This window comes from Xanthobacter nonsaccharivorans (genome assembly GCF_043194755.2).
GTDB lineage: Bacteria > Pseudomonadota > Alphaproteobacteria > Rhizobiales > Xanthobacteraceae > Xanthobacter > Xanthobacter autotrophicus_G.
Genome location: NZ_CM195526.1, coordinates 2,408,599 through 2,430,784, shown reverse-complemented (window position 1 = coordinate 2,430,784; position 22,186 = coordinate 2,408,599). Strand labels below are relative to the sequence as shown.

Genomic DNA, 22,186 nt, shown 5'->3' with positions numbered 1-22,186 from the left:
CACGGCTCTTTTGCCCACGGCTCACTCGCCTCCGCTCGCGCACGCTGGAGCCGCGTGCAGTATCCCGAAAAGAAACAGAACAAGGTTAAGACAGTTTGATGGCAGCGCCATCCCTCGACCAAGACAGGGCCGGGGTCAAGCAGCGGTTTCCGGCTCCACATAGCGGGGGAAGACGCCCACAGGTGTCGGCAGCGTGCGCCCGGCGGGCAGGCGGTGGCCGGCGCCGAGCCGGTCGAAGCCGCGCTCGTCCGCCGGGACCGCGACCAGGTCGAGCAGCTTCGCGGCGCTTTCCGGCATCACCGGCTGCACCAGGATGCCCACCTCGCGGATCACCTCGGCGGTGGTCCACAGCACGGTGGCCATGCGGGCCGGGTCGGTCTTGCGCAGGGCCCAGGGGGCCTGGGCGGCGAAATAGCGGTTCGCCTCGGCCACCACCGCCCACACTGCGTTGAGGTAGTGGTGGATGGCCTGCCCCTCCATCGCCTCCCGGCTCTTCTCCAGCATGCCGTCGGCAAGCGCGAGGATGGCCTCGTCCTCCGCCGAGAGGGGGCCGGGCTCCGGCACAACGCCGTCGAGATTCTTGGAAATCATGGAGAGGGAGCGCTGGGCGAGGTTGCCGAGGTCATTGGCGAGGTCCGCGTTCATCCGCGCGACGATCGCCTCGTGGCTGTAGGAGCCGTCCTGTCCGAACGACACCTCGCGCAGGAAGAAGTAGCGGATGGCGTCGACACCGTAGGTGGCGGCGAGATCGAACGGGTCGATCACGTTGCCCACCGACTTGGACATCTTCTCCCCGCGGTTGAACAGGAAGCCGTGGCCGAACACGCGCCTGGGCGGCTCGAGCCCCGCCGACCACAGGAAGGCTGGCCAGTAGACCGCGTGGAAGCGAATGATGTCCTTGCCGATGACGTGCACGTCCGCCGGCCAGAAGCGCTTGAAGAGGTCCGCGCCCTCATCCGGATAGCCCAGCGCGGTGATGTAGTTGGTGAGCGCGTCCACCCACACGTACATGATGTGCTTGGGGTCCCCCGGCACGGGAATGCCCCAGTCGAACGTGGTGCGGGAGATTGACAGGTCCTGGAGCCCGCCCGAGACGAAGCTCGTCACCTCGTTCCTGCGCGCCTCCGGCATGATGAAGCCGGGGTTCTCGGCATAATAGGCCAGAAGCCGATCCTGATAGGCGGAGAGGCGGAAGAAGTAGCTCTCCTCCTCCACCCATTCCACCGGCGTGCCCTGTGGGCCGAGGCGCACGCCTTGCTCGTTCAGCGTGGTCTCGTCCTCGGCGTAATAGGCCTCGTCGCGGACCGAGTACCAGCCGGCATAGGTGGATTTGTAGATGTCGCCCCTGGCCGCCATCTTCTCCCAGATGGCCTGGCTCGACGCGTGATGCCGGGCCTCGGTGGTGCGGATGAAGTCGTCGTTGGAGAGGTTGAACGTCTCCACCATCGCCTTGAAGCGCGGCACGTTGCGCTCCAGCAGCTCCCGCGGGGTCAGGCCGGCCTTCTGGGCGGTCTGCAGCATCTTGATGCCGTGCTCGTCGGTGCCGGTGAGAAAGCGCACGTCATAGCCGTCGAGCCGCTTGAACCGCGCGATGCAGTCCGTCGCGATCGCCTCGTAGGCGTGGCCCATGTGCGGCACGCCGTTGGGATAGGCAATGGCGGTGGTGATGTAGAAATGGGGCTTGGCGGACATGCTCGGCTCGAACGGTGGGTCCGGCCCCGCGCCGGCGGCGGCTTCTCAGCGCACGGCTTCCGCGAGATCGGCAAAGATACGAAACACCAGCGCCTTGCGATCGAGGTTGAAGACATCCGCCTCGGCCGCGCTGCGTCGCACCTTCTCCCACACCTCGCCGAGGCGGACAAGGCGATGGCGGGCCTCGCCCTCCCGCGTCGCCCGCTCCGCCACATAGTCGCTCACCGCCTCGATGAAGAGGTCGAGGCCGTCGGTGCGGTCGCCCTGGAGGCGGGCGCCCAGCGCGTGCAGGTCTTCCGGACGCGGGCGGGGCAGTTGCTCCAGCGCCCGGAGGGTGGCCATGCGCACCTCCATCCCCTCCCCGCGCGCCAGCACCAGCGCCCGGCGCACGCTGCCGCCGGAGGCCTCCGCCGCCGCAGGAAGGGCCGCGTCGTCGAGCCCCTCCACCTCGCCCTTCAGGTGGTCGAGGGCGGCGAGCACGTCGCCGGTGGCCAGCGGCCGCAGGCGCAGCAGCCGCGTGCGGGAGCGGATGGTGGGCAGCACCCGGCCGGGCGCATGGGTGATGAGCAGGAACAGGGCGCGCGGCGGCGGCTCCTCCAGCGTCTTGAGCAGCGCATTGGCGCCAAAGGCGTTGAGGTCGTCCACGGAATCGACGATGCACACGCGCCAGCCGCCGGCCGCCGCCGTGGCGCCGAAGAAGGTCCGCACCCGCCGCACCATCTCCGCCGGGATCACGGTGGGGATCTTCTCCTCCCCCGCCTCCGGCGCGCGGCGCAGCACCAGGAGGTCCGGATGGCTCATGGACGCCACCTGCCGGAACACGGGATGGCTCGCCGGCATGTCGAGGGTATGCACGCCCGGCGCGACACCCCCGGCCAGCGCCATCCGGGCAAGGCGATAGGCCAGCGTCGCCTTGCCGATGCCCTCCAGCCCGCCGATGAGCAGCGCATGGGGCAGCCGCCCGGCGCGGAAATCGCCGATGAGGTCCGCCTCCACCGCGGCATGGCCGAACAGCTGCGTCTGCTCCCGCGGATGGGGCGCGCCGGGCAGGACATCGCCGGACAGGATCTCGCTCATCCCGCCGCCACTCAGGCGGAAGCCGCGGCGGGGGCCGCGAGGCCGAGGCGCGCGTCGACGATGCGGGCGATGGCCGCGGCCACCTCGTCCACCCCCCCGCGGGCATCCACCACCACGCAGCGCTCGGGCGCCGCGGCGGCGCGGGCAAGGAAGGCCTCGCGCACCTGGGCGTGGTAATCCGTCCCTTCCCTCTCGAACCGGTCGGCCACGGCCCCCTTGCCCCGCTCGGCGGCACGGGCGAGACCGAGCTCCGGCGGAACATCGAGTATCAGGGTGAGGTCCGGCAGGGTCCCGCCGACGGTGGCCGCCTCCAGCGTGTCGAGCAGCGCAGCGGGCACCTGCCCCACCGCGCCCTGGTAGACCCGGGTCGAATCCACGAAGCGGTCGCACACCACGATCCGCCCCGCCGCCAGAGCCGGGCGGATGACGATCTCCAGATGATCGGCCCGGGCGGCAGCAAACAACAGCGCCTCGGCTTCCGCCCCGAACGGCTCCGCCGCCCCCGAGAGCAGCACGTGGCGCACCGCCTCCGCCCCCGGCGACCCGCCGGGCTCGCGCGTCTCCACCACCTCGTGGCCGAGGGTGCGCAGGTATGCTGCGAGGCGGCGCGCCTGGGTGGACTTGCCGGTGCCCTCCCCGCCTTCCAGCGTGATGAAACGGCCGGACGTCATTTGTGCAGCTTCGCCAGGGCGCGTCGGGCGAGATCGCGGATCGAATCGCCCATCAGGGTGAGACCGCCGTCCAGCGCCCGTTCCATCAGCGTGCCCACCGGCACGTCGGCGGCGGTGTAGAGCGGCACGTCCAGCACCTTCACCTGGCCGCGCGTCACCTCCAGCCGGCCGACCTCGGCGCCCTTGGTCACCGGTGCGCGCAGGGGGCCGGTATAGATCACGCGGGCGGACACCCGCTCCCCTCCCGCGCGCGGGGTGAGCATGGTGACGGGCCCCTTGCCCACCAGCCCCACCGAGGTCTCCGCCCCGCCGAACACCTGCGCCCGGCCGACCTCCTGGTCGGCGGCGAAGATCTGGCGCTGGCGGAAGGACTGGAAGCCCCACTCCACCAGCTTGCGCGTCTCCTCCAGCCGCTCCTTCTCGCTCTTGGCACCAAGGGTGGCGACGACAACGCGCTGCCCGTTCTGCACGGACGAGCCGAGCGCGTGGTAGCCCGCATCCTTCAGCCAGCCCACCTGCAGGCCGTCCGCGCCGATGCCGGCGTCGAGCAGCACGTTACGGTTGCGCTGCTTGATGTGGTTCCAGTCGATGTTGGGCCGGGCGAAGACCGGATAATAGCTCGGATAGGTGCGGATGATGTGGGCGGCAAGCACCGCGAGGTCCCGCGCGGAGGAGACCTGCCCAGGATCCGCGAAGCCCGTGGCGTTGCGGAAATCGGAATTGGTCATGCCGATCGCCTGGGCCTCGGCGTTCATCATCTGCGCGAACTGGCTCTCCGTGCCGCCGACGCCTTCCGCCAGGGCGATGGCCGCATCGTTGCCCGAGACCACCAGCGCCCCGGCCAGAAGCTCGCCCACGGGCGCCGGCTTGTTCACCTCCGCGAACATGGCGGCGCCGCCGGACGGGCCGCCGCCGCGCCGCCACGCGTTCACGCTCACCACGAAGGGGGTGTCGATGGCGATCTTGCCCGCATTCAGCTGGCTGAACACCACGTCCGCCGTCATCACCTTGGCGAGGGTGCCGGGGGCGATCTTCTTGTCCGCATCCTTCTCGAAAAGGATGGTCCCGGTCTCGTAGTCGATCAGGATGGCGGAGGGGATGGAGGTCTGGAAGTCCGCGGCGCGGAGCGCGGTCGCGCCGAGAATGAGCGCCGCCGCCAGTCCGGCGCCGGCGGCCGCCCGCAGGGCGCGAACACGCAGGCCCCAGCCCTGCCCCGCACCGCGCGGACGCGGCCTGCCGTCACGGGCGCAGCGGACCTTGGGCGACATGAGGCACCACCTGGAATCTTGGACGATCGCCGGAACGAATAGCATGATTCACGCGCCGCATCCCGCAGCATGCGCGGTTTCCCCGCAGCGGTGGTCTCAGGCGATGGGAGGACCGGAAAGACGGAAGGTGTTCAGCGCGCGGCGTCGGCCGGCACGCCAGCATAGCCGAGGCCGCTGACCGCCGAAGGCCCCGCGGACCAGCCCGCGCTCGCCACGCTCACGCCGCCCGACCCGGCGGAGGGCGCGCCGAGGTCATACGGCCGGCTCGGCGGCAGGGGCGCCTCATCCTGCCTCGGCGTGGTCGCGGCCACCGTGCGCGTAGCCGGCACGTCCGGCACGAAGGGACGAGCGGACGCCACCATGACCGGCGACGAGCCGGCCGGCACTTCGGCCGGGCTGCCATCCTGCCGCAGGCTCTGGGCGAGCTTCACGTCGTCCGAACCGTTGAGCGGCGCGCGGCCGAGATATTCCACCCGCACCTTCGTCATGCCCCGACCGGCGAAGCCCAAGAGTTCGGCAGTGTGGAACGAGACGTCGATCAGGCGGTCGCCCACATAGGGACCGCGGTTGTTCACGCGCACGACCACGGAGCGCCTGTTGGACAGGTTGGTCACGCGCACATAGGACGGCATGGGTAGGGTCTTGTGGGCGGCGGAGATGGAGTTCATGTCGAACACCTCCCCGTTCGCCGTCAGGCGCCCGTGGAAATCCCTGCCGTACCAGGAGGCCATGCCCTCGGCTGCGTAATTGGGATTCTCGGCCGGCACATAGGTGCGGCCGGCGATGGTATACGGCTTGCCCACCTTGTAGGAGCCGCCGCCGGGCGGCACCGGCTCGCCCTCCGCCACCACGCGGGGGCTGGCGGCGACGCCGTAGACGGGATCGATCTTGCCGTCGAGGGATTCGATGGAGCTGCAGGCGCCGAGCGCAAGGCACCCCGCGAGGACCGCCCCACCCGCCACATGGCGCACGCCGACGGAAAGTCCGGCGCGGCGACCGCGGCTGCGGCGAAGCATGGGCGACGCGGTTCGCTTCATCCGTTCCCTTTCCCTCGCAACGGCCGACCACGGTTGCCCGGGCGGCGCAAACAGCCACGTCTGCCGGCAAGCCGAACACGGGCACTGTGGACCAAGAGGACGGGGAATGACGGCTAAAATGCGGCGACGTCATGGCGATGGTTAACGGAATGACTTCCCGATACCTCCTCGGCGCCTTCCCGGACACCCCAGCCCTCCCCTGTTTCGGGCCCCTCGACGGCCCGTCCCGGGTGGGCTAGATGAGGCAAGGCGGGAGCCGCTGAGCCGCTCCCCATCGCATATGCATGCGCCCGCGGTCGCACATGCGCTCGCGGAAGACCCGCGGAAGGGTGGCCGAGCGGTTTAAGGCACCGGTCTTGAAAACCGGCGTGGGTGCAAACCCACCGTGGGTTCGAATCCCACCCCTTCCGCCATCCCATTGTTTTCCCATGATTTTTTGCGTTCACTGCTATCCAGAAAATAACGTAATCCCAGCAGGTTGAGGCCGGATGGCGTTTTCTAGCGTCTTCCGGTGTACGCCGCTGTTCCGTACAATCCAGGCATTCGGATTGGGGCCCATCTTAGGGCCCCAGCCATGGATACCGGGCCCCAACTCCGGAAATTAGGGCCCGAAATTGGGGCCGGGATTTCCCAGGATTGCGAGGACAGAATGGCGAGGGCGATCAACAGATTGACCGCACGAGAGGTGCAGACCCTCAAGAAGCCGGGTCGCCACGCGGATGGAGCCGGCCTCTATCTGAGTGTTGACCCCACGGGAACGCGGAAGCGGTGGACCTTCCTGTTCATCCTGAACGGCAAGAGGCGCGAAGCTGGCCTAGGGGCGGTGAGCGAGGTTAGCCTCGCTGAGGCGCGCCGGAAGGCGGATGCGATGCGCGCGGCTCTGCGGGAAGGCCGCGACCCGCTTGAGGTGCAGGCCGAGAAGGAGACGGCGCCCATCACGTTCGGCGAGGCCGCCCTCGCCTATATCGAGGCTCACAGGTCGGGATGGAAAAATCCCAAGCACCTCGCGCAATGGCGAATGACCCTCTCGGTCCAGAAGGACGATGACGGGGGGTGGCGCGAAACTGGCTATTGCACCTCCATTAGAGATAAGCGGCCGGCCGACATCACGACCGAAGACGTGCTGGCGATCCTATCACCCATCTGGACCACCAAATCCGAGACGGCAGCCCGGCTGAGGGGCCGGATTGAAGCCATCTTGGACGCCGCGAAGGTCAGGGGCCTGCGGGATGGTCCGAACCCTGCTCAGTGGAAGGGGCATATGGAGCACCTTCTGAACAAGCGGAAAAAGCTCCAGCGCGGCCACCATCCCGCAATGGACTACCGGGACGTGCCAACTTTCGTGGGAAAGCTCCGGTTGGTGCGCGGCATGGCCGCGCTCGCCCTTGAATTCACCATCCTGGCAGCGACGCGAACGTCCGAGACCTTGCTTGCGCGCTGGGGCGAAATCGACCTCGCGGAAAAGGTCTGGACTGTACCGCCCGAGAGAATGAAGGGAGCCCGGCCCCATCGCGTCCCTCTCCCCGCCCGTGCAGTCGATATCCTGCGGCTGGTGGGGCAGATCAGGCACGAGGCAGACGACTTCATTTTCCCCGGCCAGAAGCACCGCCAGCCCCTTAGCGGGATGAGCATGGAAATGGTGCTGCGCCGGCACGGGTCGGGATATCGTGTAATCGGAGGAGACGAGCCGACCGTGCACGGGTTCCGCTCCAGCTTCCGGGATTGGGTTGGAGACGCGACCGAATTTCAGACCGAGGTCGCGGAAGCCGCGCTATCGCACATCGAAGGAGACGAGACCGAACAAGCATATCGCCGCAGCGACGCGCTGGAGAAGCGCAGGAAGCTCATGGACGCCTGGGATACCTATCTTGAGGTCGGAGCCTCTGCCGACCGCAAGTAGTCGTTGGATTTTTCCAACGACATGCATCCATAAATACCGAATGCACAGATTTGTGCAGCGGGCTATTGCGCCATACAGGTAGCATCACCATAGTATCCGGGTCGCGTTCACTCGCGGCGGCATGAGCCATTGAGGCTCGGCGAGCATCACCAACACGGGTGATCCTGTGCCTGCCGTCGTGCGACTGCGGCCTCGTGGATCACCAAGACCACGAGGCCACTTATGACCAACTCCCACGACGACGACTTGCTCGCCATCCGTTCTGAGGAACGGAAGCGCGAGTTCCCTGTTAGCGACAGCAAAGTCTATGGCCTTATCAAGTCGGGCGAACTTGAAGCCGTGAAGATCGGCGCCCGGACTTTCATTCGCCGGGGCGAGCTTCGGCGTTTCAAATCCGACCTCCCGCGTCTCGTCACCGCCAAAGGCGAGGTGGCGTGATGGGCAAGATCAATGTTGACCGTCTCCGGGTGAACCGCGCTGTCAGGCTCAGCCTCTTGATCAACTTGGACCGCCAGCCCGATGGGCAGGTCTTGCCATCAGCGCCAACATTTCTTGTGGTCGCTGTTTCGCCCGTATCGACGTGGGAAGTGTACCGGACCAAAGATATTGCCGATGCGCGGGCCGAAGCCATTGTGGCGGCGCGTGGCGCCGGCATTCCTTTCGAGGACCTCCCCTAGCCGGAATAAAGAAAAAGCCGCCCCGTAGGGCGGCTTCTATTCGCGGCGGATCAATATAGCAGCGCCTTGGTAGCGCAGTCCCGCCGCCTCTTCAACTCCAAAGAGGCCGCTTCACACATGCGTGTCAATCATTTGCCTGCCGCTGTCCTGACCGAAGACGACCCACGCGCCGGAGAGGCGGCGCGCGTGGTGCCACGCGGAGCGAAGGCGGTGAAGTTCGGCGCCGTTGTGCTGGGCTACACCAAGCCCGCCCACAAGAGCCGCCGGGGCGACCTCCGCCCCCTCCGGCTCGCTGAGCTTCGGAGGATCATCCGCAACCGCCACGGGGCCGGCGGCGCCGACACAGACGATGCCTCGATCTATCTCGCGTTCGCCGCCCACCACTTGCCCGACGCGCCGGCCATCAGGACCTTCGCCCGCCGGTTCACCCCTGGCGTCCTGGCCGACGAACTGGAAGAGGTTATCGACGCCGCTCTTGCGAAGTCGCGCCGCTTCACGGCGGACGCGGCCGCGAAGGCGCTGGGTGTGAGGCGGGCCGAGCGCGACCACCTCGGGCTCCGCACGATCGGTGCGACGGATCACGGCGCCGCGGCCCGCGCGACCGAAAGGAAGCGGAAGAACCGAGATGCCAAGCGCGCCACCCGCGCGGCAATGCCCAAGCGCGAGACCATCACGGACGCCGAGCCCTGGAAGGCCGCGGGCATTAGCCGGGCGACGTGGTACAGGCGCCAGCAAGCCGCCCCCATGACGCGTGAGACGAAATCCGTCCGCAGTAGATATAGAGAAAATGGTACTGCGGACGCGATTTGTCTCACGAGGCGGAAGCCGCCCTATCCGGCGCCTACGATCCGGCTCCCCCACGTCCCGGCGGCGGTTCTTCTCGGCGAGCGGGTGCGCGCCCTCACGGCGCGCCTCGCCCGGATCACCACCCCGCTCCTGAACATCGCCCCCGATCTTCGACGGCTCGGGCGGGCCGCCACCATCATCAACCTGAGGGACTACCCCCATGACCATCCGTGAGCGCGCCCTGGCGTCCGTCCCGACGCCCCATGCGGCGATCTTGGAAATTCTATCCGAGCATGGGCCGATGCACCTGAGCGTCCTGGCTGGCGTCCTGGACATGAGGGTTGGTGCGGTCCGGCCCGCCATTCAGGACCTTGTCGCCGAGGGAAAGGTGTTGAAGTTGGGATGGATGGTCGCTCGCGCGAGCTACTGGCAGCGCTACGACGGGTTCGTGGTGGCCTGCATCCACTGCAATGGCACGCCCTCGCGCCGGCCGAGGCAAGCCCACCAGCACGGCCCTGACGCCGCGTGAACAAAATCGGAACATCTGCTTCCGCGAACCTCTGCGGCACGGCATAATCACACCGCGACGCAGTGGTTTGAGGCGGGGGTCGGCTAACCACATCCATGGGGTGTGATTATGGGTCCTTCCTGCCGCGTCTCAGTGCGGGATCGCAGCCCCCCGGCCTAAGGCTATTTTCACTCAAAATTTCTGGGGTTCCGTTATGGCAGATGAACAGGCTTCCGCCGTAGAATTGGCCGCCCTTTGGGGGGTCACGGAACGCCTCGTTCGTGACCTCGCACAGCGTGGCGTGATCCAGCGGACCGGACGGGGCCGGTACGACCGCCGGAAGGCGACGCTGGCCTATTGCGCCCACCTTCGCGAACAGGCCGCCGGCCGGGGCGGTGACGCTGAGGTCCTGACAGAGCGGCGCCGCGAGGCGCGCGCCCGCGCGGAGAAGGTCGAGCTTCACAACGCCAAGTCCAGAGGCGACCTCGTGAGCCGGGAGGACGTGGCCCGGACGTGGACTGCCATCGTCGTGGACGTGCGGGCCGCCCTGTTGGCGGTGCCGACCCGCATCCCCGAGCTTCCGAAGACGATGGCGCGGCGCGTTGATGAGGAAATCCGCCAAGCATTAGAGGGGCTTGCGAAGAATGCTTGACTTGCGGGCTCGCGCTATGGCTGCTTTGCAGCCACCGCCACACATCGATTTGGCCGCCTGGGTGCAGGATCATGTCTTCCTGCCGGCCTCGCTCGCCGCTCACCCCGGCCGCATGCGTCTGTGGCCCCATCAGGTGGAACTTGCTCGGTCCATCGGGGACCCGGACGTTGAGCGCGTGACGGTCCTGAAGGCCGCCCGCACTGGCTTCACGTCCCTGTTGGTGGCGGCTATGGGCAGCTACACGGCAAACGACCCGTGCCCCGTGTTGGTGACGGTCCCGGTGGATGACGACGCCAGGACGCTCATGGTGCAGGCCATCGAACCGACCTTCCAGGAGAGCCCCGCTCTGCGGGGGGCGCTCGGAGAGGACGGTCGGCGCCAGACCCTCTACGCCCGTCGCTTTGCCGGCGGCTCGCTTACCCTCGTGTCCGCTCGGTCCCCCCGCAACCTCCGTGGCCGCACGGCCCGCGTGTACTTCGCCGATGAGGTGGACGGTTACGAACCGACGCAGGAAGGCGACGCCCTCGACCTCGCGATGCGCCGGACGCAGACGTTCTCCAACCGCAAGATTGTGGCCGGAAGCACGCCCACGCGGGCGAGCACGTCCCGGATCTCTCGGCTCTACGCCCAGTCTGACCGCCGGGTTTACGAGTGCCCGTGCCCCTCCTGCGGCGCCTTCCATGAATTGCAGTGGAAGGACATGACATGGACGCCCGGCAGGCCCGAGACGGCCGCGTGGGCGTGCCCCTCCTGCGGGGTGCTCGCGACCGAGCAGGACAAGCCCGCGATGGTCACCGCTGGGCGCTGGCGCGCCACCGCGCCGGACGTGCAGGGGCACCATGGATATAGGCTGAGCGCCCTTATCAGCCTCTTGCCGAACGCCGCATGGGCCGTCCTGGCGGCGGAATATCAGGAGGCGGTGAAGACGCCCGAAAGCCTCATGGCGTTCGTGAACACTGTGGTCGGGCAACCCTGGGATGACGAGGGCGAAGTGCAGAGCGAGGCAGCCCTGATGGCGCGCGCCGAAACGTTCTCACTCGATGCCATCCCCGAGGAAGTTCTCTATCTCACGTGCGGCGTGGACGTTCAGAAGGACAGATTGGAAGCCTGCTTCCTTGGTCACGCGCCTTCCGGCGATATCTTCGCCTTGCACCATGGCGTCATCTGGGGCGATCCGGAACGTGATGGGGTGTGGCAGGATCTAGACGGGCTCTTGCGGACCCGGTGGCGGCACCCCGCGGGCGGTCTGATCGGGATCGACGCGGCGGCGGTGGATGCCGGCGACGGCAACATGATGAACCGGGTGGCGGCCTTCTGCGCCCCTCGGGCGGGCCGGCGCATCCTGCCCATCAAGGGCGCGGCCGGGAACCGTCCGCCCATCATTCGCAGTAAAGCGAAACTGCCCGGCAACGCGCTCTGGATCGTTGGCGCCGACACCCTCAAGGGCATGGTGTTCGACCGTCTCGCGCGAGGCACGAGCATCCGCTTCAGCCGCGATCTTGAGCCGCATTGGTTCGAGCAGTTGTGCAGTGAGCGCCGTGTCGTGCGCACGGTCGGGGGGCAGCCTAAGTCCCGCTTCGAGCGCATCCCCGGCCGGCGAGCCGAGGCGTTGGATTGCGTGATTTACGCCCTCGCTGCCCGGCATATGCTCGCCACGAACTGGGCAGGCCGGGCTGACGAGCTTAAAGGCGCGCCCATCCCGAAGCCCGCGCCGCGGGTGATCCGCAGCACGTGGATGGCGGGGTAATTAAGCGGCAACAGTCGTGTGCAGCGTCGGCTTGGGCACCGTCCGCCCCATATCCTCCGCCGCTTCGATCCAAGTCGAAATCGCGTCCTGCACGTTCGTGATAGCTTCCTCAGGCGTCTCCCCATCGGACATGCATCCGGGAAGATCAGGCACGCGAGCGATGAACCCCCCGCCATCCTCGGGGGACAACGGCTCGACGATCACGGGATATTCGAGGCGGTGCATCGGGTGCTCTCCACCGCGTCAATGAACGCGGTTAAGCGGCGAATATACACCGGCTTAATGGGGCGTTTGAAGGGCACCGTCAAAATCTCGTGCTGCGAGGGATGAGACACTTTGTAATGCGAACTGCCACCACGGGACGGCTCGCAACTCACATCGTGCTCACGGCACACGGCCGCAACATCCTCAATCGACCAATCGCCCGCCGGGCTATCTCTCATAGCCTGGAGGCGCTTGCTCTTACGGGCCTTGTTGGGGCGAAGGCCATCTTTAGCGACTTGCGTCGTCCGCTGGAGCTTGCCTTCCCGAGCTTTCTTTCGGCTTCGTGGCCGCTCCGATCTGGTCCCCAAGGTTGCTCTCCAGCTTAGGCACGGGGGCATTTTTGCCCCCTATGTCACCTTACATCGCTCCCGGTTACCGGGTCGGCTTCCGATTTTGTTCCCCTTGTGTTCCAATCTCACGCGGCATGGATTATGATCGTTTCATTCTGATTTGGAATGATCATGGGGCCGCGATGCAGGTGGGAGCACGAGAGCTTGAGCGCATCGTTGGCGTCCGGCCGGACGTGCTTCGGGATTGGCGACGGCGCGGCCTCCTCGCGGACATCGGGGTCCGAAAGGGCGAGGCTTGGTATTACGACCGCGTTGACCTTCTGATCTTGAGCATTCTTAAGGCTCTTCTGGCCGAAGGACTGAGGATCGAAAGTGCGATTGACGCGGCCTTCGGCATCTCTTGCTTTGTCACCGGGCGCCTTGAGCTTCCCCTTGATGACAAACCCGACCTTGCGGTGGTGTTCCCCGATCAGGATGGGGAAATCAGCGTGGCCCGCATTGAAGACATGCTTGGGCTAGCCCGCATCTCTTGCCCGGCCTCCCTCGTGATCGACCTCGTGAAACTGACCCGCGACCTTCCGGAGGGCGTGCGGAACATTTGGAGCACCTGAGATGGATGCTGAAACTATTTCCGTCATGCGCGTCGAGGACGTGCTGGAGCTTCCCGGCTTTGATCCGAAGCTCCGGGCGCTGGTGGAGCTTATCGACGCCGTGGGGCCGGACGTGACGCTGCGGGATTGCGCGAACGCCGCCGGGGCGGACCCGGTCGAGTGGGCGCGCCGGCTTATCGGCTCCATGCTCCTCGCGGAGGTGCAGCGCCTCGGAGAAGCCGCGGCGGCGCGCTGGAAAGCCGGGATGCACTGATGCTCGCTCGTCTCGCCCGGATGCTGGGCTTCCCCAAGCGCTCCCTCGACGCCGCAGCCGGCGGCCGGCGGTGGGCGGATGACCGTCGTGTCACCTCGCCCGGCGCGCTCCAGGCGGGCGCAGCCACGATCGCGGCGCGGGCCGCGCACTTCGCCGCGAATGACGCCTTGGGCTCGCGCATCGTCGAGAGCCTGACCAGCAACATTGTCGGTGTCGGGATCAAGCCGCGCTCGCTTTTGGAGAGCGAGCCGGTGCGGCGCCGGCTGCACGCGCGGTTCCGCGCTTGGACCGACGAGGCGGACGCGGACGGCCGCATGGACTTCTTCGCCCTCCAGGCCGCGCTGGTGCGCGACATGGTGGTCACGGGTGAGGGGCTGGCAGTGTTCACCACCTCGCCCTCTGGCGCGCCGCAGCTTCGCCGCCTCCACCCCGAACAGCTTGACCGATCCGTGACCCGGCCCGCCGAAGGCGGGGGTATCGTGCACCTGGGTGTTGAGATGGATCGGGGCGGCCGGGTGGTCGCGTATCACATCCGCGAGGACGCGCCCGGCTCGCCCTTCGGCATGCCGTCCGCGCCGATCCGCATGCCGGCGAGCGAGGTGATCCACCTCTTCCGCCCCCTGATGCCTGGGCAGGTCCGCGGCCTGAGCTGGTTCACTGCCGTGCTTGTGCCTGCGAAGGAACTGGACGCCCTCGCCGACGCGATGCTGGTGCGCGCGAAGGTGGCCGCGCTCTTCGCGGGCGTCGTCATGGACGCGGATGGCTCCGGCCTCCTCCAGGGCGAGGGCAGCGACGGCACCGTGACCGCAAGCCTGGAGCCCGGCGCGCTCGTGAGCCTGCCGCCCGGCAAGTCCGTGGAGTTTGCGGACGTGCCCGACCAGGGCGGGGCCGCGGGCCTCATGGTGAGCACCATGCGCCTGATCGCGTCCGGTGCCGGTGTCACCTATGAGCAGGCGTCGGGCGACTATTCGCACACGAACTATAGCTCCGCCCGCGCGGGCCTCCTGGAGCACCGGAAGTTCATCGAGACGGTGCAGCACCACACGGTCGCTTTCCAGCTTCTCCGGCCGGTGTGGAACAGGTTCGCCCGCTGGCAGGTGCTCATGGGTGGACTTCCGGCTACCCTGTATCAGCCGGCGCTCGCGGTGGACTGGCTCCCGCCCGGTTGGCCTCAGGTGGACCCCCAGAAGGAAATCGAGGCCACGGTCGCGGCCATCAACGCGGGCCTGAAGTCCCGTTCGGAGGCGATCGCGGAACGCGGCCTGGATGCCGAGGACGTTGACCGCCAGATCGCGGCCGACGCGGCCCGGCTCGCCAAGCTCGGGGTGGTGCTCCAGCCCGCCCCCTCCACCTCCACCACCAAGGAGCCCGCGCAATGAACGCGCCCACGCTGGTGCGCGCCGCGCACCCGTTCAAGCCCTCGTCCGTGGACGAGAAGAGCCGCACCGTGGAGCTGATCGCCTCCACGGGTGCGGGTGTGATGCGCCGCGACCTGGAGGGCGACTTCCTGGAGGTGCTGGAGGTGTCCGCCAAGGCGGTGGACCTCACCCGTGCCGAGGGGATGCCGCTCCTGGACAGTCACCGTCAGGACGGCCTGGACCGGGTGCTTGGCGTCGTCCGGGGTATCCGGTTCGAGGCCGGAAATCTCATCGTGAAAGTTGAGTTCTCCCCTCGCGCGGAAGCCGTTTGGCAGGACGTGCGGACTGGGATCATCGCCAACGTCTCGGTGGGCTACCAGCCGATTGAATGGCGCGACGCGGACGGCCCGAACGGCCGGACCCGCACCCTGACGAAGTGGCAGCTCCACGAAGTGAGCTTGGTCGCGGTGGGTGCCGATCCCGCCGCCAAAACGAGGAATTCCGACATGCCGACCAACACCCCGGCCGATCCGGCCGTCACCACCCCTGCGGCTCTGCCGGCTCCGGTGAGCCGCGCGAGCATCAATGCGGAGATCAGGGCGCTCGCCCAAACCTTCAACTTGGGCGCCACCTGGGCCAATGAGCTGATCGACGCCAACGCGACCGAAGAACAGGCCCGCGCCCGCGCGATCGAGGCGGTGCGCACCACCCCGAGCCACACGCCCCGCGTGAGCATCACGGCGCAGCACGAGGGCGACCCGGCGGCCTTCACCCGGAACGCCTCCGCGGCCCTCTACGTGGCTCGCGTGAACCCGCGCGCCGAGATGCCGGAGGCGGCCCGCCGGTTCGCCCACATGACCACCCTGGACCTCGCCCGCGAGGCGCTGACGCTCCGGGGCATCTCGCACACCGGCTTGTCGGCGGCTGACACGATCGGCCGCGCACTCACCACCTCGGACTTCCCGGCCGTGCTGGGTGGCGTGGGCGAACGGGTGCTGCGCGAGCAGTACGCGCAAGTGCCGTCCGCTCTCAAGGTGGTGGCGCGTCAGAGCACGGTGAAGGATTTCAAGGCGAAGTCCTCCATCCAGCTTTCCGAAGCCCCTGAGCTGGAGAAGGTGAACGAGCATGGCGAGTACCACTATGGCGCCCTCGCGGACGCCAAGGAGAGCTATGCGATCGACACCTTCGGGAAGATCATCCCGCTCACCCGCAAGGCCCTCGTGAATGATGACCTTGCGGCCTTCACGGACCTCGCGGGCCTGATGGGCCGGGCGGCCTCGGACTTCGAGGCACAGTTCCTCGTGGACCTCATCCAGCAGAGTAGTGGTGCCGGTCCCGTTATGGACGACGGGCAGTACCTCTTTCACGCCACCCACGCGAACCTCGGGACCGCTGCGGCTCTCTATGCTGCGACGGGGAACGCCTGGGACAACCTCGCGGCGGCCCGGCTCATGATGCGCAAGCAGACCACCATGAACGGCCGGCCGGTGGCCCCGAGCCCGAAGTTCCTTCTGGTGCCGCCCGAGCTGGAGACGAAGGGCGAGGCCCTTCTGGCGGCCATCCAGCCGACCGCCACGGGCGACGTGAACCCCTTCGTGGGCAAGCTCACGCTGTTGGTGGAGCCCCGCCTTGCCAGTACGACCGGCTGGTACCTGATCGCCGATCCGGCGAGCGTGCCGGGCCTCGAATACGCCTACCTTCAGGGCGCCGAAGGGCCGCAGATCGAGACCCGCGCGGGCTTCGAGATCGACGGGGTGGAGACGAAGGTGAGGCTCGATTTCGGCGCCGGCTTCGTGGACTGGCGCGGCTGGCATCGGAACGCCGGGGCGTGACCATGGCGGACCTGACCGAGCTTCAAGCCCGGTGGGAAGCGCTTCAGGAGGCTCGCGCCTCCGGGGTGCTCCGGGTGGTCACTCAGACGGCCGGGGTCCGCAAGGAGGTGCAGTTCCGCAGCGACGCGGAACTTGCCTCCGCGATCGCGGCCGTCGAGGCCCAGATGCGCGGCGCCCGCACGCGCGTCACCTACATCGCGGCCCAGAAGGGCTTCTAGATACGAGGGGGGTTGTCAGGCGGGTTTCCCTCTCGCCGCGAAAGGCGCCATCCGGCCCCCTCGGTTTCCTCCGGACAATGGCACCACGGGACGCGACCGCCGCGAGAAGGCGGGAGGCGAAGGGCGGAGCTGCGAACCGCCTGGAGCCGCAGGGGCTGGCCTCATCAGGGCTGGCCCCGCTTTTTTGCATCTGTCGTTCCGGCGTTATCCCCCTATTGGGATGCTTCTTTGTGAGAAGCGCCCCGACGAACGATCCCTTCCCAAATCGGACTGCGTGTGCTCGGTTATGGTGCAGTCCAGGGTTGGGAGGGTGACGTGTTCTCGACATTCGTGCAGTTGGTGCAGGCGGTAATTTGGCCTGCCCTTATTGTTTTTCTTCTGCGCCAATATGGCCCCGAGTTTCGAGCACTCTTCCCCAGGATGAAGCGCGCGAGCGCAACAGGCTTCGAGTTTGAGGTGGCTGAGCAGCAACGAGAAACCGAAAAGCTTCCAACTCCGACACCTTCGGTTACGACAACAGCTCAAAATGCAGATTTAAGCCCTGCCGTCACTTTCGTTCGAAGCAGCATTGATGGAGACTTGGAAAAAGTTGCACCTGAAGAGCGTCAACTTAAATTGGTGATCGCGTTGGCTGAGACACGATTACTTTTCCATTTTGAACGCTCTTATAGACTGATATTAGGTAGTCAAATCGAGGGGTTGAAGATCCTAAATATAAGAATAACTGCAACAATGAAAGACGCAAAGCTTCTTTATGACCGGGCCAGCGAACTATATCCCGAGATATATGACAATTTTTCATTCGATGTTTGGATAGGATTTCTTGAAGGGCAAAACTTTATTGAAAATGATGGAGGCGTACTGCGAATAACAGAGGTCGGACGTGATTTTCTCCGCTATCTGATTGCGCAGCGGATGGATGAGAGGAAGCCCGGCTAAAGAAATATCGCGGGCCCCAACCCCTCCCGATCTCATGCTAGAAATTGGGGCCAAGATTAGGGCCTATCGGTTATCCACAAATTTTGTTGCTTAAATTTCAATAGCATATTTCGATCGTTAGACCGACACCCCTTCCGCCACTTCAACTAAGTCCAACCGTTTCCAACTCTCGAATTTGTAGAACAACTCGTTCCGGCGGCTTGTTTCCGTTGAGGGCTATTGTATTCCAACTCAAAAATATCCCATCCTCTGCCTACCGGGTACCCGATACCCGGGAATTTCAATGAAAACCGGGTATCGGGTGGCTGCCGGATAGCTTACGGATGCGGCCCTTCGTGCTGCCAAGCCGAAAGGTGATAAACCCTTCAAGCTCGCCGATGGAAAAAGCCTCCATTTGGTGGTCTCGCCGACTGGCGCGCGCCTGTGGCGGATGCGTTACGAGATCCGCGGGCGGGAGAAGACGCTTTCATTCGGAGCCTACCTTGGTGTTGGGCTCGTCGAGAGCCGTCGCATCCGTGACGAGGCGAAGACAACCCTCAAGGCTCGGCGCGACCCTGCGGCGCCCTCACACTTGCAGGGATCACAGCTTCGCTCCCGTGGCTTGGCGCGGCAGGCACGGTTGCGTTGGTGATCGTGCCCCGGCCTTTCACATTTCAACGCGTCGCTGCAGCCGCCCTGCCGCACGCCCGCGCGCCTCATTCCGGCGCGTCGATAAGCGGACTGGGATTGGCGAAGCGGAGCAGCGCCCCTTGATCCTGGATGAGGATTTCCGGACCCCGAATAACAACGCCATGCTGCTTGAGGGTGGAAAGGGCGCGCGACAGGTTTTCTGGCGTCATGCCGAGCAGAGAGGACAATACCCGCTTCTCGAACCTGAGCTTGACCCGAGCCTCCGCACCGCTCGAAACGGCTTGCCGTAGCAGCCAGTTGGCGAGCCGCTCCGCCCCGGTCCGCAGCTTTTGGCCCTTCACCTCCTTGATGGCGCGCCGGTAGCCGCGCGCGAGCTCGCCGACCACAGCGCTGGTGAAGGCGAGGTCAGTCCCCAGCGCCTCCCGCACCTTCTCTGCCGGAATCATCAGGACCTGCGCCTTCTCCAGCGTGCGGGCGGACTGGAGATAGACCTGATCGCTCAGCACGGCGGCGAGGATGAAGGTGCCCACCGGCTCGACGATGCTCATCGTGGTCTCGCGGTCGCCGGCGGTAGCGAACAGCTCCACCAGCCCCTCCACCACCACGTGCAGGAAATCCGCGGTTTCATTCTCGTTGATCAGCGTGACGCCGGGCGGGAAACGCTGGAGAAAGCCGGCGCGCACCAATTCCGAGAACGTTTCCTCCCGCGCGTCGCGGAACAGCGGCAGGGTGCGGATAGCCGCGGCATCTTCAGGCCGCATCGGGAGTCCTCGATCTAAAGCCAGCACCCGAATAAAGGATCAAACTTGACAAATGTCAATCGATGCAGATGCGCATGCCAAGAACGCAGACATAAATCAGCATTCGATATATATAAATCACACAAGTGATCGAATATTCCAATGATCCGTTTGGTGATACTGATATAAGTCAAAGATGATCCCTACCGTTTCCAGCAGTTTGCGGTCCGCACGACGTAGGCGTGCGCCTGAAACGGGCGAGATCAAGCCATGCAACCCACTCGAGACGTGAGCGCCGCCGATCAGCGGACCTCCCTCGCCATGAGCACCGTCGCCTTCACCGTATGCTTTGCGGTGTGGACGATCTTCTCCATCATCGGCATCCGCATCCGCCAGGATCTGGGGCTTTCGGACACGCAGTTCGGCCTGCTGGTGGGCACGCCCATCCTCACCGGCTCGCTCATCCGCGTGGCGCTCGGCATCTGGACCGACCTCTACGGCGGGCGCATCGTCTTCACCCTGACCATGCTCGCGGCGGCGGTGGCCACGTTCCTTCTGACCTACGCCACCACCTACCCGCAGTTCCTGATCGCCGCCCTCGGTGTCGGCATCGCCGGCGGCTCGTTCGCTGTGGGCGTCGCCTATGTCTCGCGCTGGTACCCGCCGCAGAAGCAGGGCACGGCGCTGGGCATCTTCGGCGCCGGCAACGTGGGCGCCGCGGTCACCAAGTTCTTCGCCCCCTTCGTCCTCGTCGCCTTCGGCTGGCAGATGGTGGCGCAGGTGTGGGCGGCGGCGCTGGTGGTCATGGCCATCATCTTCTTCGTCACCACCAAGGACGATCCGGTGCTCGTGGAGCGCCGTCGCCTCGGCATCAAGCCGAAGAGCGCGTGGCTCGAGCTGGAGCCGCTCAAGAACGTCCAGGTGTGGCGCTTCTCGCTCTATTATTTCTTCGTCTTCGGCGCCTTCGTCGCGCTGGCGCTGTGGCTGCCCCAGTATCTGGTGAAGGTCTACGGCCTCGACATCAAAACCGCCGGCATGATCGCAGCCTTCTTCTCGGTGCCGGCCAGCCTGTTCCGCGCCTATGGCGGCCACCTCTCCGACGTCTATGGCGCGCGGCGGGTGATGTACTGGACCTTCCTGGTCTCGGTGGCGGCCACCTTCATCCTGTCCTATCCGCCGACTGACTATGTGGTGCAGGGCATCAACGGCCCCATCGCCTTCCACATGCAGATGGGCGTGGTGGGCTTCACCGTCACCATCTTCGTCCTCGGCTTCTTCATGGCGCTGGGCAAGGCCGCCGTCTACAAGCACATCCCGGTCTATTACCCGAACAACGTGGGCGCCGTGGGCGGCCTCGTGGGCATGATCGGCGGTCTCGGCGGCTTCGTCCTGCCGCTCATGTTCGGCGTGCTCAACGACCTGACCGGACTGTGGACCAGCTGCTTCATGCTGCTGTTCATCCTCGCCACGGGCGCGCTCGCGTGGATGCACTTCGCCATCCGCCAGATGGAGCGGGAGGCCACGAGCCAGACGCTGGAGACGCTGCCCGAGCTGCCGGAAATGCAGGGCATGCCGGCCGCCGTCGCCACCCCGGCGCCGGTCAAGGGCGCCGTCCTCACCGACTGGCGGCCGGAGGACCCGGGCTTCTGGACCTCCACCGGCCGCGCCATCGCCCGGCGCAATCTGTGGCTCTCCATCCCGGCGCTGCTGCTCTCCTTCGCCATCTGGCAGGTCTGGTCGGTGGTGGTGGCCAAGCTGCCGCTGGTGGGCTTCAAGTTCACCACCGACCAGCTGTTCTGGCTCGCCGCTTTGCCGGGGCTGACCGGGGCGACGCTGCGCATCTTCTACTCCTTCATGGTGCCCATCTTCGGCGGGCGGCTGTGGACGACCCTCACCACCTGGTCGCTCATCATTCCCGCCCTCGGCATCGGCTATGCGGTGCAGAACCCGGACACGCCCTATGTGGTGCTGCTGATCCTCGCGCTGCTGTGCGGCTTCGGCGGCGGCAACTTCGCCTCCTCCATGGCCAACATCTCCTTCTTCTTCCCGAAGGCGGAGAAGGGCAACGCGCTGGCGCTCAATGCCGGCCTCGGCAACCTCGGGGTCAGCGTGGTGCAGTTCGTGGTGCCGCTGGTCATCACCATGGGTCTGTTCGGCAAGCTGGGCGGCGACCCGGCCATGGTGAAGGCGGCGGCTGGACCTGCACCCCTGTGGTTGCAGAATGCGGGCTTCGTCTTCGTGCCCTTCATCGTCCTGTCCGCTTTCGCGGCGTGGTTCGGCATGAACGACATCGCCTCCGCCAAGGCCTCCTTCCGCGAGCAGGCGGTGATCTTCCAGCGCAAGCACAACTGGATCATGTGCTGGCTCTACACCGGCACCTTCGGCTCCTTCATCGGCTATTCGGCGGGCTTTCCGCTGCTCACCAACATCCTCTTCCCGGAGGTGAATGCCCTCACTTATGCCTTCCTCGGTCCGCTCGTCGGCGCGCTGGCGCGCTCCGGCACGGGCTGGCTGGCGGACCGCTTCGGCGGAGGGCGCGTCACCGTCTTCGTCTTCCTGCTGATGATGGCGGGCGTGTCCGGCGTGCTGTGGTCCATCGGCATGCGCTCCGAGCCCTGGGCGTTCTGGGCCTTCTTCGGCTGCTTCCTGGTGCTGTTCTTCGCCACCGGGGTGGGCAACGCCTCCACCTTCCAGATGATCCCCGCCATCATGGCGAAGGAGATGGATCGCCTGATGCCTGCCGCCGATGCCGAGACGCGCCGCCGGCAGGCCGAGAAGGAGGCGGCGGCCATCACCGGCTTCACCTCCGCGATCGCCGCCTTCGGGGCCTTCTTCATCCCCAAGGGCTACGGCACCTCCATCGCGCTGACGGGCTCCCCCGAGGCGGCGCTGTGGGCCTTCCTCATCTTCTACGTGAGCTGCCTCGTACTCACATGGGCCGTCTACACCCGCAAGGGCGGATTGCTCCACGACATCGAGCGCGGGATCGCCCCGCGTACCACTCCCCGTCCGGCTGCGGCCGAGTAAGCGGAGGCG

21 protein-coding genes, 1 tRNA gene and 1 pseudogene are annotated in these 22,186 nt (G+C 66.4%); 16 read left to right on the top strand and 7 right to left on the bottom strand.

The window, feature by feature from the left end:
* Positions 1-135: 135 nt before the first annotated feature.
* The 5 genes from metG to V5F59_RS11120 form a co-directional block, all read right to left on the bottom strand.
* On the bottom strand, positions 136-1,692 hold the full coding sequence (metG, locus tag V5F59_RS11140) for a methionine--tRNA ligase (protein WP_393977321.1): 1,557 nt from the start codon (positions 1,690-1,692) through the stop codon (positions 136-138).
* 45 nt (positions 1,693-1,737) lie between these two features.
* Entirely contained in the window at positions 1,738-2,769 is a 1,032-nt protein-coding gene (locus V5F59_RS11135; protein ID WP_393977319.1) for a DNA polymerase III subunit delta', read from the bottom strand.
* Between the two features lie 11 nt (positions 2,770-2,780).
* Positions 2,781-3,440 carry a dTMP kinase gene (tmk, locus tag V5F59_RS11130; RefSeq protein WP_393977317.1) on the bottom strand — a complete coding sequence of 220 codons (660 nt, stop codon included), beginning with the start codon at positions 3,438-3,440 and terminating at the stop codon, positions 2,781-2,783.
* Complete coding sequence (locus V5F59_RS11125; protein ID WP_393977315.1) at positions 3,437-4,708, bottom strand: D-alanyl-D-alanine carboxypeptidase family protein; 1,272 nt, start codon at positions 4,706-4,708, stop codon at positions 3,437-3,439. Before V5F59_RS11125 ends, tmk begins: the two co-directional genes overlap by 4 nt.
* A 131-nt stretch (positions 4,709-4,839) precedes the next feature.
* The gene (locus V5F59_RS11120; protein ID WP_393977313.1) at positions 4,840-5,745 is read right to left on the bottom strand and encodes a septal ring lytic transglycosylase RlpA family protein; all 906 of its coding nucleotides are present in this window, start codon (positions 5,743-5,745) and stop codon (positions 4,840-4,842) included.
* Positions 5,746-6,068: 323 nt separating this feature from the next.
* Here V5F59_RS11120 and V5F59_RS11115 point away from each other — a divergent pair.
* The 8 genes from V5F59_RS11115 (at position 6,069) to V5F59_RS11080 (ending at position 12,015) form a co-directional block, all read left to right on the top strand.
* A tRNA-Ser gene (locus V5F59_RS11115) sits at positions 6,069-6,158 on the top strand.
* A gap of 236 nt (positions 6,159-6,394) precedes the next feature.
* On the top strand, positions 6,395-7,645 hold the full coding sequence (locus tag V5F59_RS11110) for a tyrosine-type recombinase/integrase (protein ID WP_393977311.1): 1,251 nt from the start codon (positions 6,395-6,397) through the stop codon (positions 7,643-7,645).
* 222 nt (positions 7,646-7,867) lie between these two features.
* The gene (locus tag V5F59_RS11105; protein WP_393977309.1) at positions 7,868-8,083 is read left to right on the top strand and encodes a helix-turn-helix domain-containing protein; all 216 of its coding nucleotides are present in this window, start codon (positions 7,868-7,870) and stop codon (positions 8,081-8,083) included.
* On the top strand, positions 8,083-8,322 hold the full coding sequence (locus V5F59_RS11100; protein WP_393977307.1) for a hypothetical protein: 240 nt from the start codon (positions 8,083-8,085) through the stop codon (positions 8,320-8,322). The genes V5F59_RS11105 and V5F59_RS11100 overlap by 1 nt, the downstream gene beginning before the upstream one ends.
* Before the next feature lie 117 nt (positions 8,323-8,439).
* Positions 8,440-9,342 (top strand): hypothetical protein, encoded by a 903-nt coding sequence (locus V5F59_RS11095; RefSeq protein ID WP_393977305.1) that lies wholly within the window; start codon positions 8,440-8,442, stop codon positions 9,340-9,342.
* Complete coding sequence (locus tag V5F59_RS11090; protein WP_393977303.1) at positions 9,329-9,637, top strand: helix-turn-helix domain-containing protein; 309 nt, start codon at positions 9,329-9,331, stop codon at positions 9,635-9,637. Before V5F59_RS11095 ends, V5F59_RS11090 begins: the two co-directional genes overlap by 14 nt.
* Before the next feature lie 193 nt (positions 9,638-9,830).
* Positions 9,831-10,268 (top strand): hypothetical protein, encoded by a 438-nt coding sequence (locus V5F59_RS11085; protein WP_393977302.1) that lies wholly within the window; start codon positions 9,831-9,833, stop codon positions 10,266-10,268.
* 16 nt (positions 10,269-10,284) lie between these two features.
* Complete coding sequence (locus V5F59_RS11080; RefSeq protein WP_393977301.1) at positions 10,285-12,015, top strand: phage terminase large subunit family protein; 1,731 nt, start codon at positions 10,285-10,287, stop codon at positions 12,013-12,015.
* Here the strand turns inward: V5F59_RS11080 and V5F59_RS11075 are convergent, their stop codons facing one another.
* A complete protein-coding gene (locus V5F59_RS11075) occupies positions 12,016-12,240 on the bottom strand; it encodes a type II toxin-antitoxin system HicB family antitoxin (RefSeq protein WP_393977299.1) in 225 nt (74 codons plus the stop codon).
* A 463-nt stretch (positions 12,241-12,703) separates the two neighbouring features.
* Here V5F59_RS11075 and V5F59_RS11070 point away from each other — a divergent pair, with 463 nt between their 5' ends.
* The 7 genes and pseudogenes from V5F59_RS11070 to V5F59_RS11040 all read left to right on the top strand — a co-directional run.
* Positions 12,704-13,180 (top strand): helix-turn-helix domain-containing protein, encoded by a 477-nt coding sequence (locus V5F59_RS11070; protein WP_393977297.1) that lies wholly within the window; start codon positions 12,704-12,706, stop codon positions 13,178-13,180.
* Between the two features lies 1 nt (position 13,181).
* Positions 13,182-13,433, top strand: coding sequence for a hypothetical protein (locus V5F59_RS11065; RefSeq protein WP_393977295.1), 252 nt, complete (start codon positions 13,182-13,184; stop codon positions 13,431-13,433).
* Positions 13,433-14,812 (top strand): phage portal protein, encoded by a 1,380-nt coding sequence (locus tag V5F59_RS11060; protein WP_393977293.1) that lies wholly within the window; start codon positions 13,433-13,435, stop codon positions 14,810-14,812. Before V5F59_RS11065 ends, V5F59_RS11060 begins: the two co-directional genes overlap by 1 nt.
* On the top strand, positions 14,809-16,623 hold the full coding sequence (locus V5F59_RS11055) for a prohead protease/major capsid protein fusion protein (RefSeq protein ID WP_393977291.1): 1,815 nt from the start codon (positions 14,809-14,811) through the stop codon (positions 16,621-16,623). Before V5F59_RS11060 ends, V5F59_RS11055 begins: the two co-directional genes overlap by 4 nt.
* A 2-nt stretch (positions 16,624-16,625) precedes the next feature.
* Positions 16,626-16,841, top strand: coding sequence for a phage head-tail joining protein (locus tag V5F59_RS11050; protein ID WP_393977289.1), 216 nt, complete (start codon positions 16,626-16,628; stop codon positions 16,839-16,841).
* A 315-nt stretch (positions 16,842-17,156) separates the two neighbouring features.
* A complete protein-coding gene (locus V5F59_RS11045; RefSeq protein ID WP_393977287.1) occupies positions 17,157-17,780 on the top strand; it encodes a hypothetical protein in 624 nt (207 codons plus the stop codon).
* Between the two features lie 376 nt (positions 17,781-18,156).
* A pseudogene (locus V5F59_RS11040) lies at positions 18,157-18,411 on the top strand (Arm DNA-binding domain-containing protein); the annotation flags it as partial.
* A gap of 64 nt (positions 18,412-18,475) precedes the next feature.
* Here V5F59_RS11040 and V5F59_RS11035 read toward each other — a convergent pair.
* Positions 18,476-19,171 carry a helix-turn-helix domain-containing protein gene (locus V5F59_RS11035; protein ID WP_393977285.1) on the bottom strand — a complete coding sequence of 232 codons (696 nt, stop codon included), beginning with the start codon at positions 19,169-19,171 and terminating at the stop codon, positions 18,476-18,478.
* A gap of 249 nt (positions 19,172-19,420) precedes the next feature.
* On the opposite strand from V5F59_RS11035, the gene V5F59_RS11030 reads away from it, so the two are divergent.
* On the top strand, positions 19,421-22,177 hold the full coding sequence (locus V5F59_RS11030) for a nitrate/nitrite transporter (RefSeq protein ID WP_393977283.1): 2,757 nt from the start codon (positions 19,421-19,423) through the stop codon (positions 22,175-22,177).
* Positions 22,178-22,186: the final 9 nt, after the last annotated feature.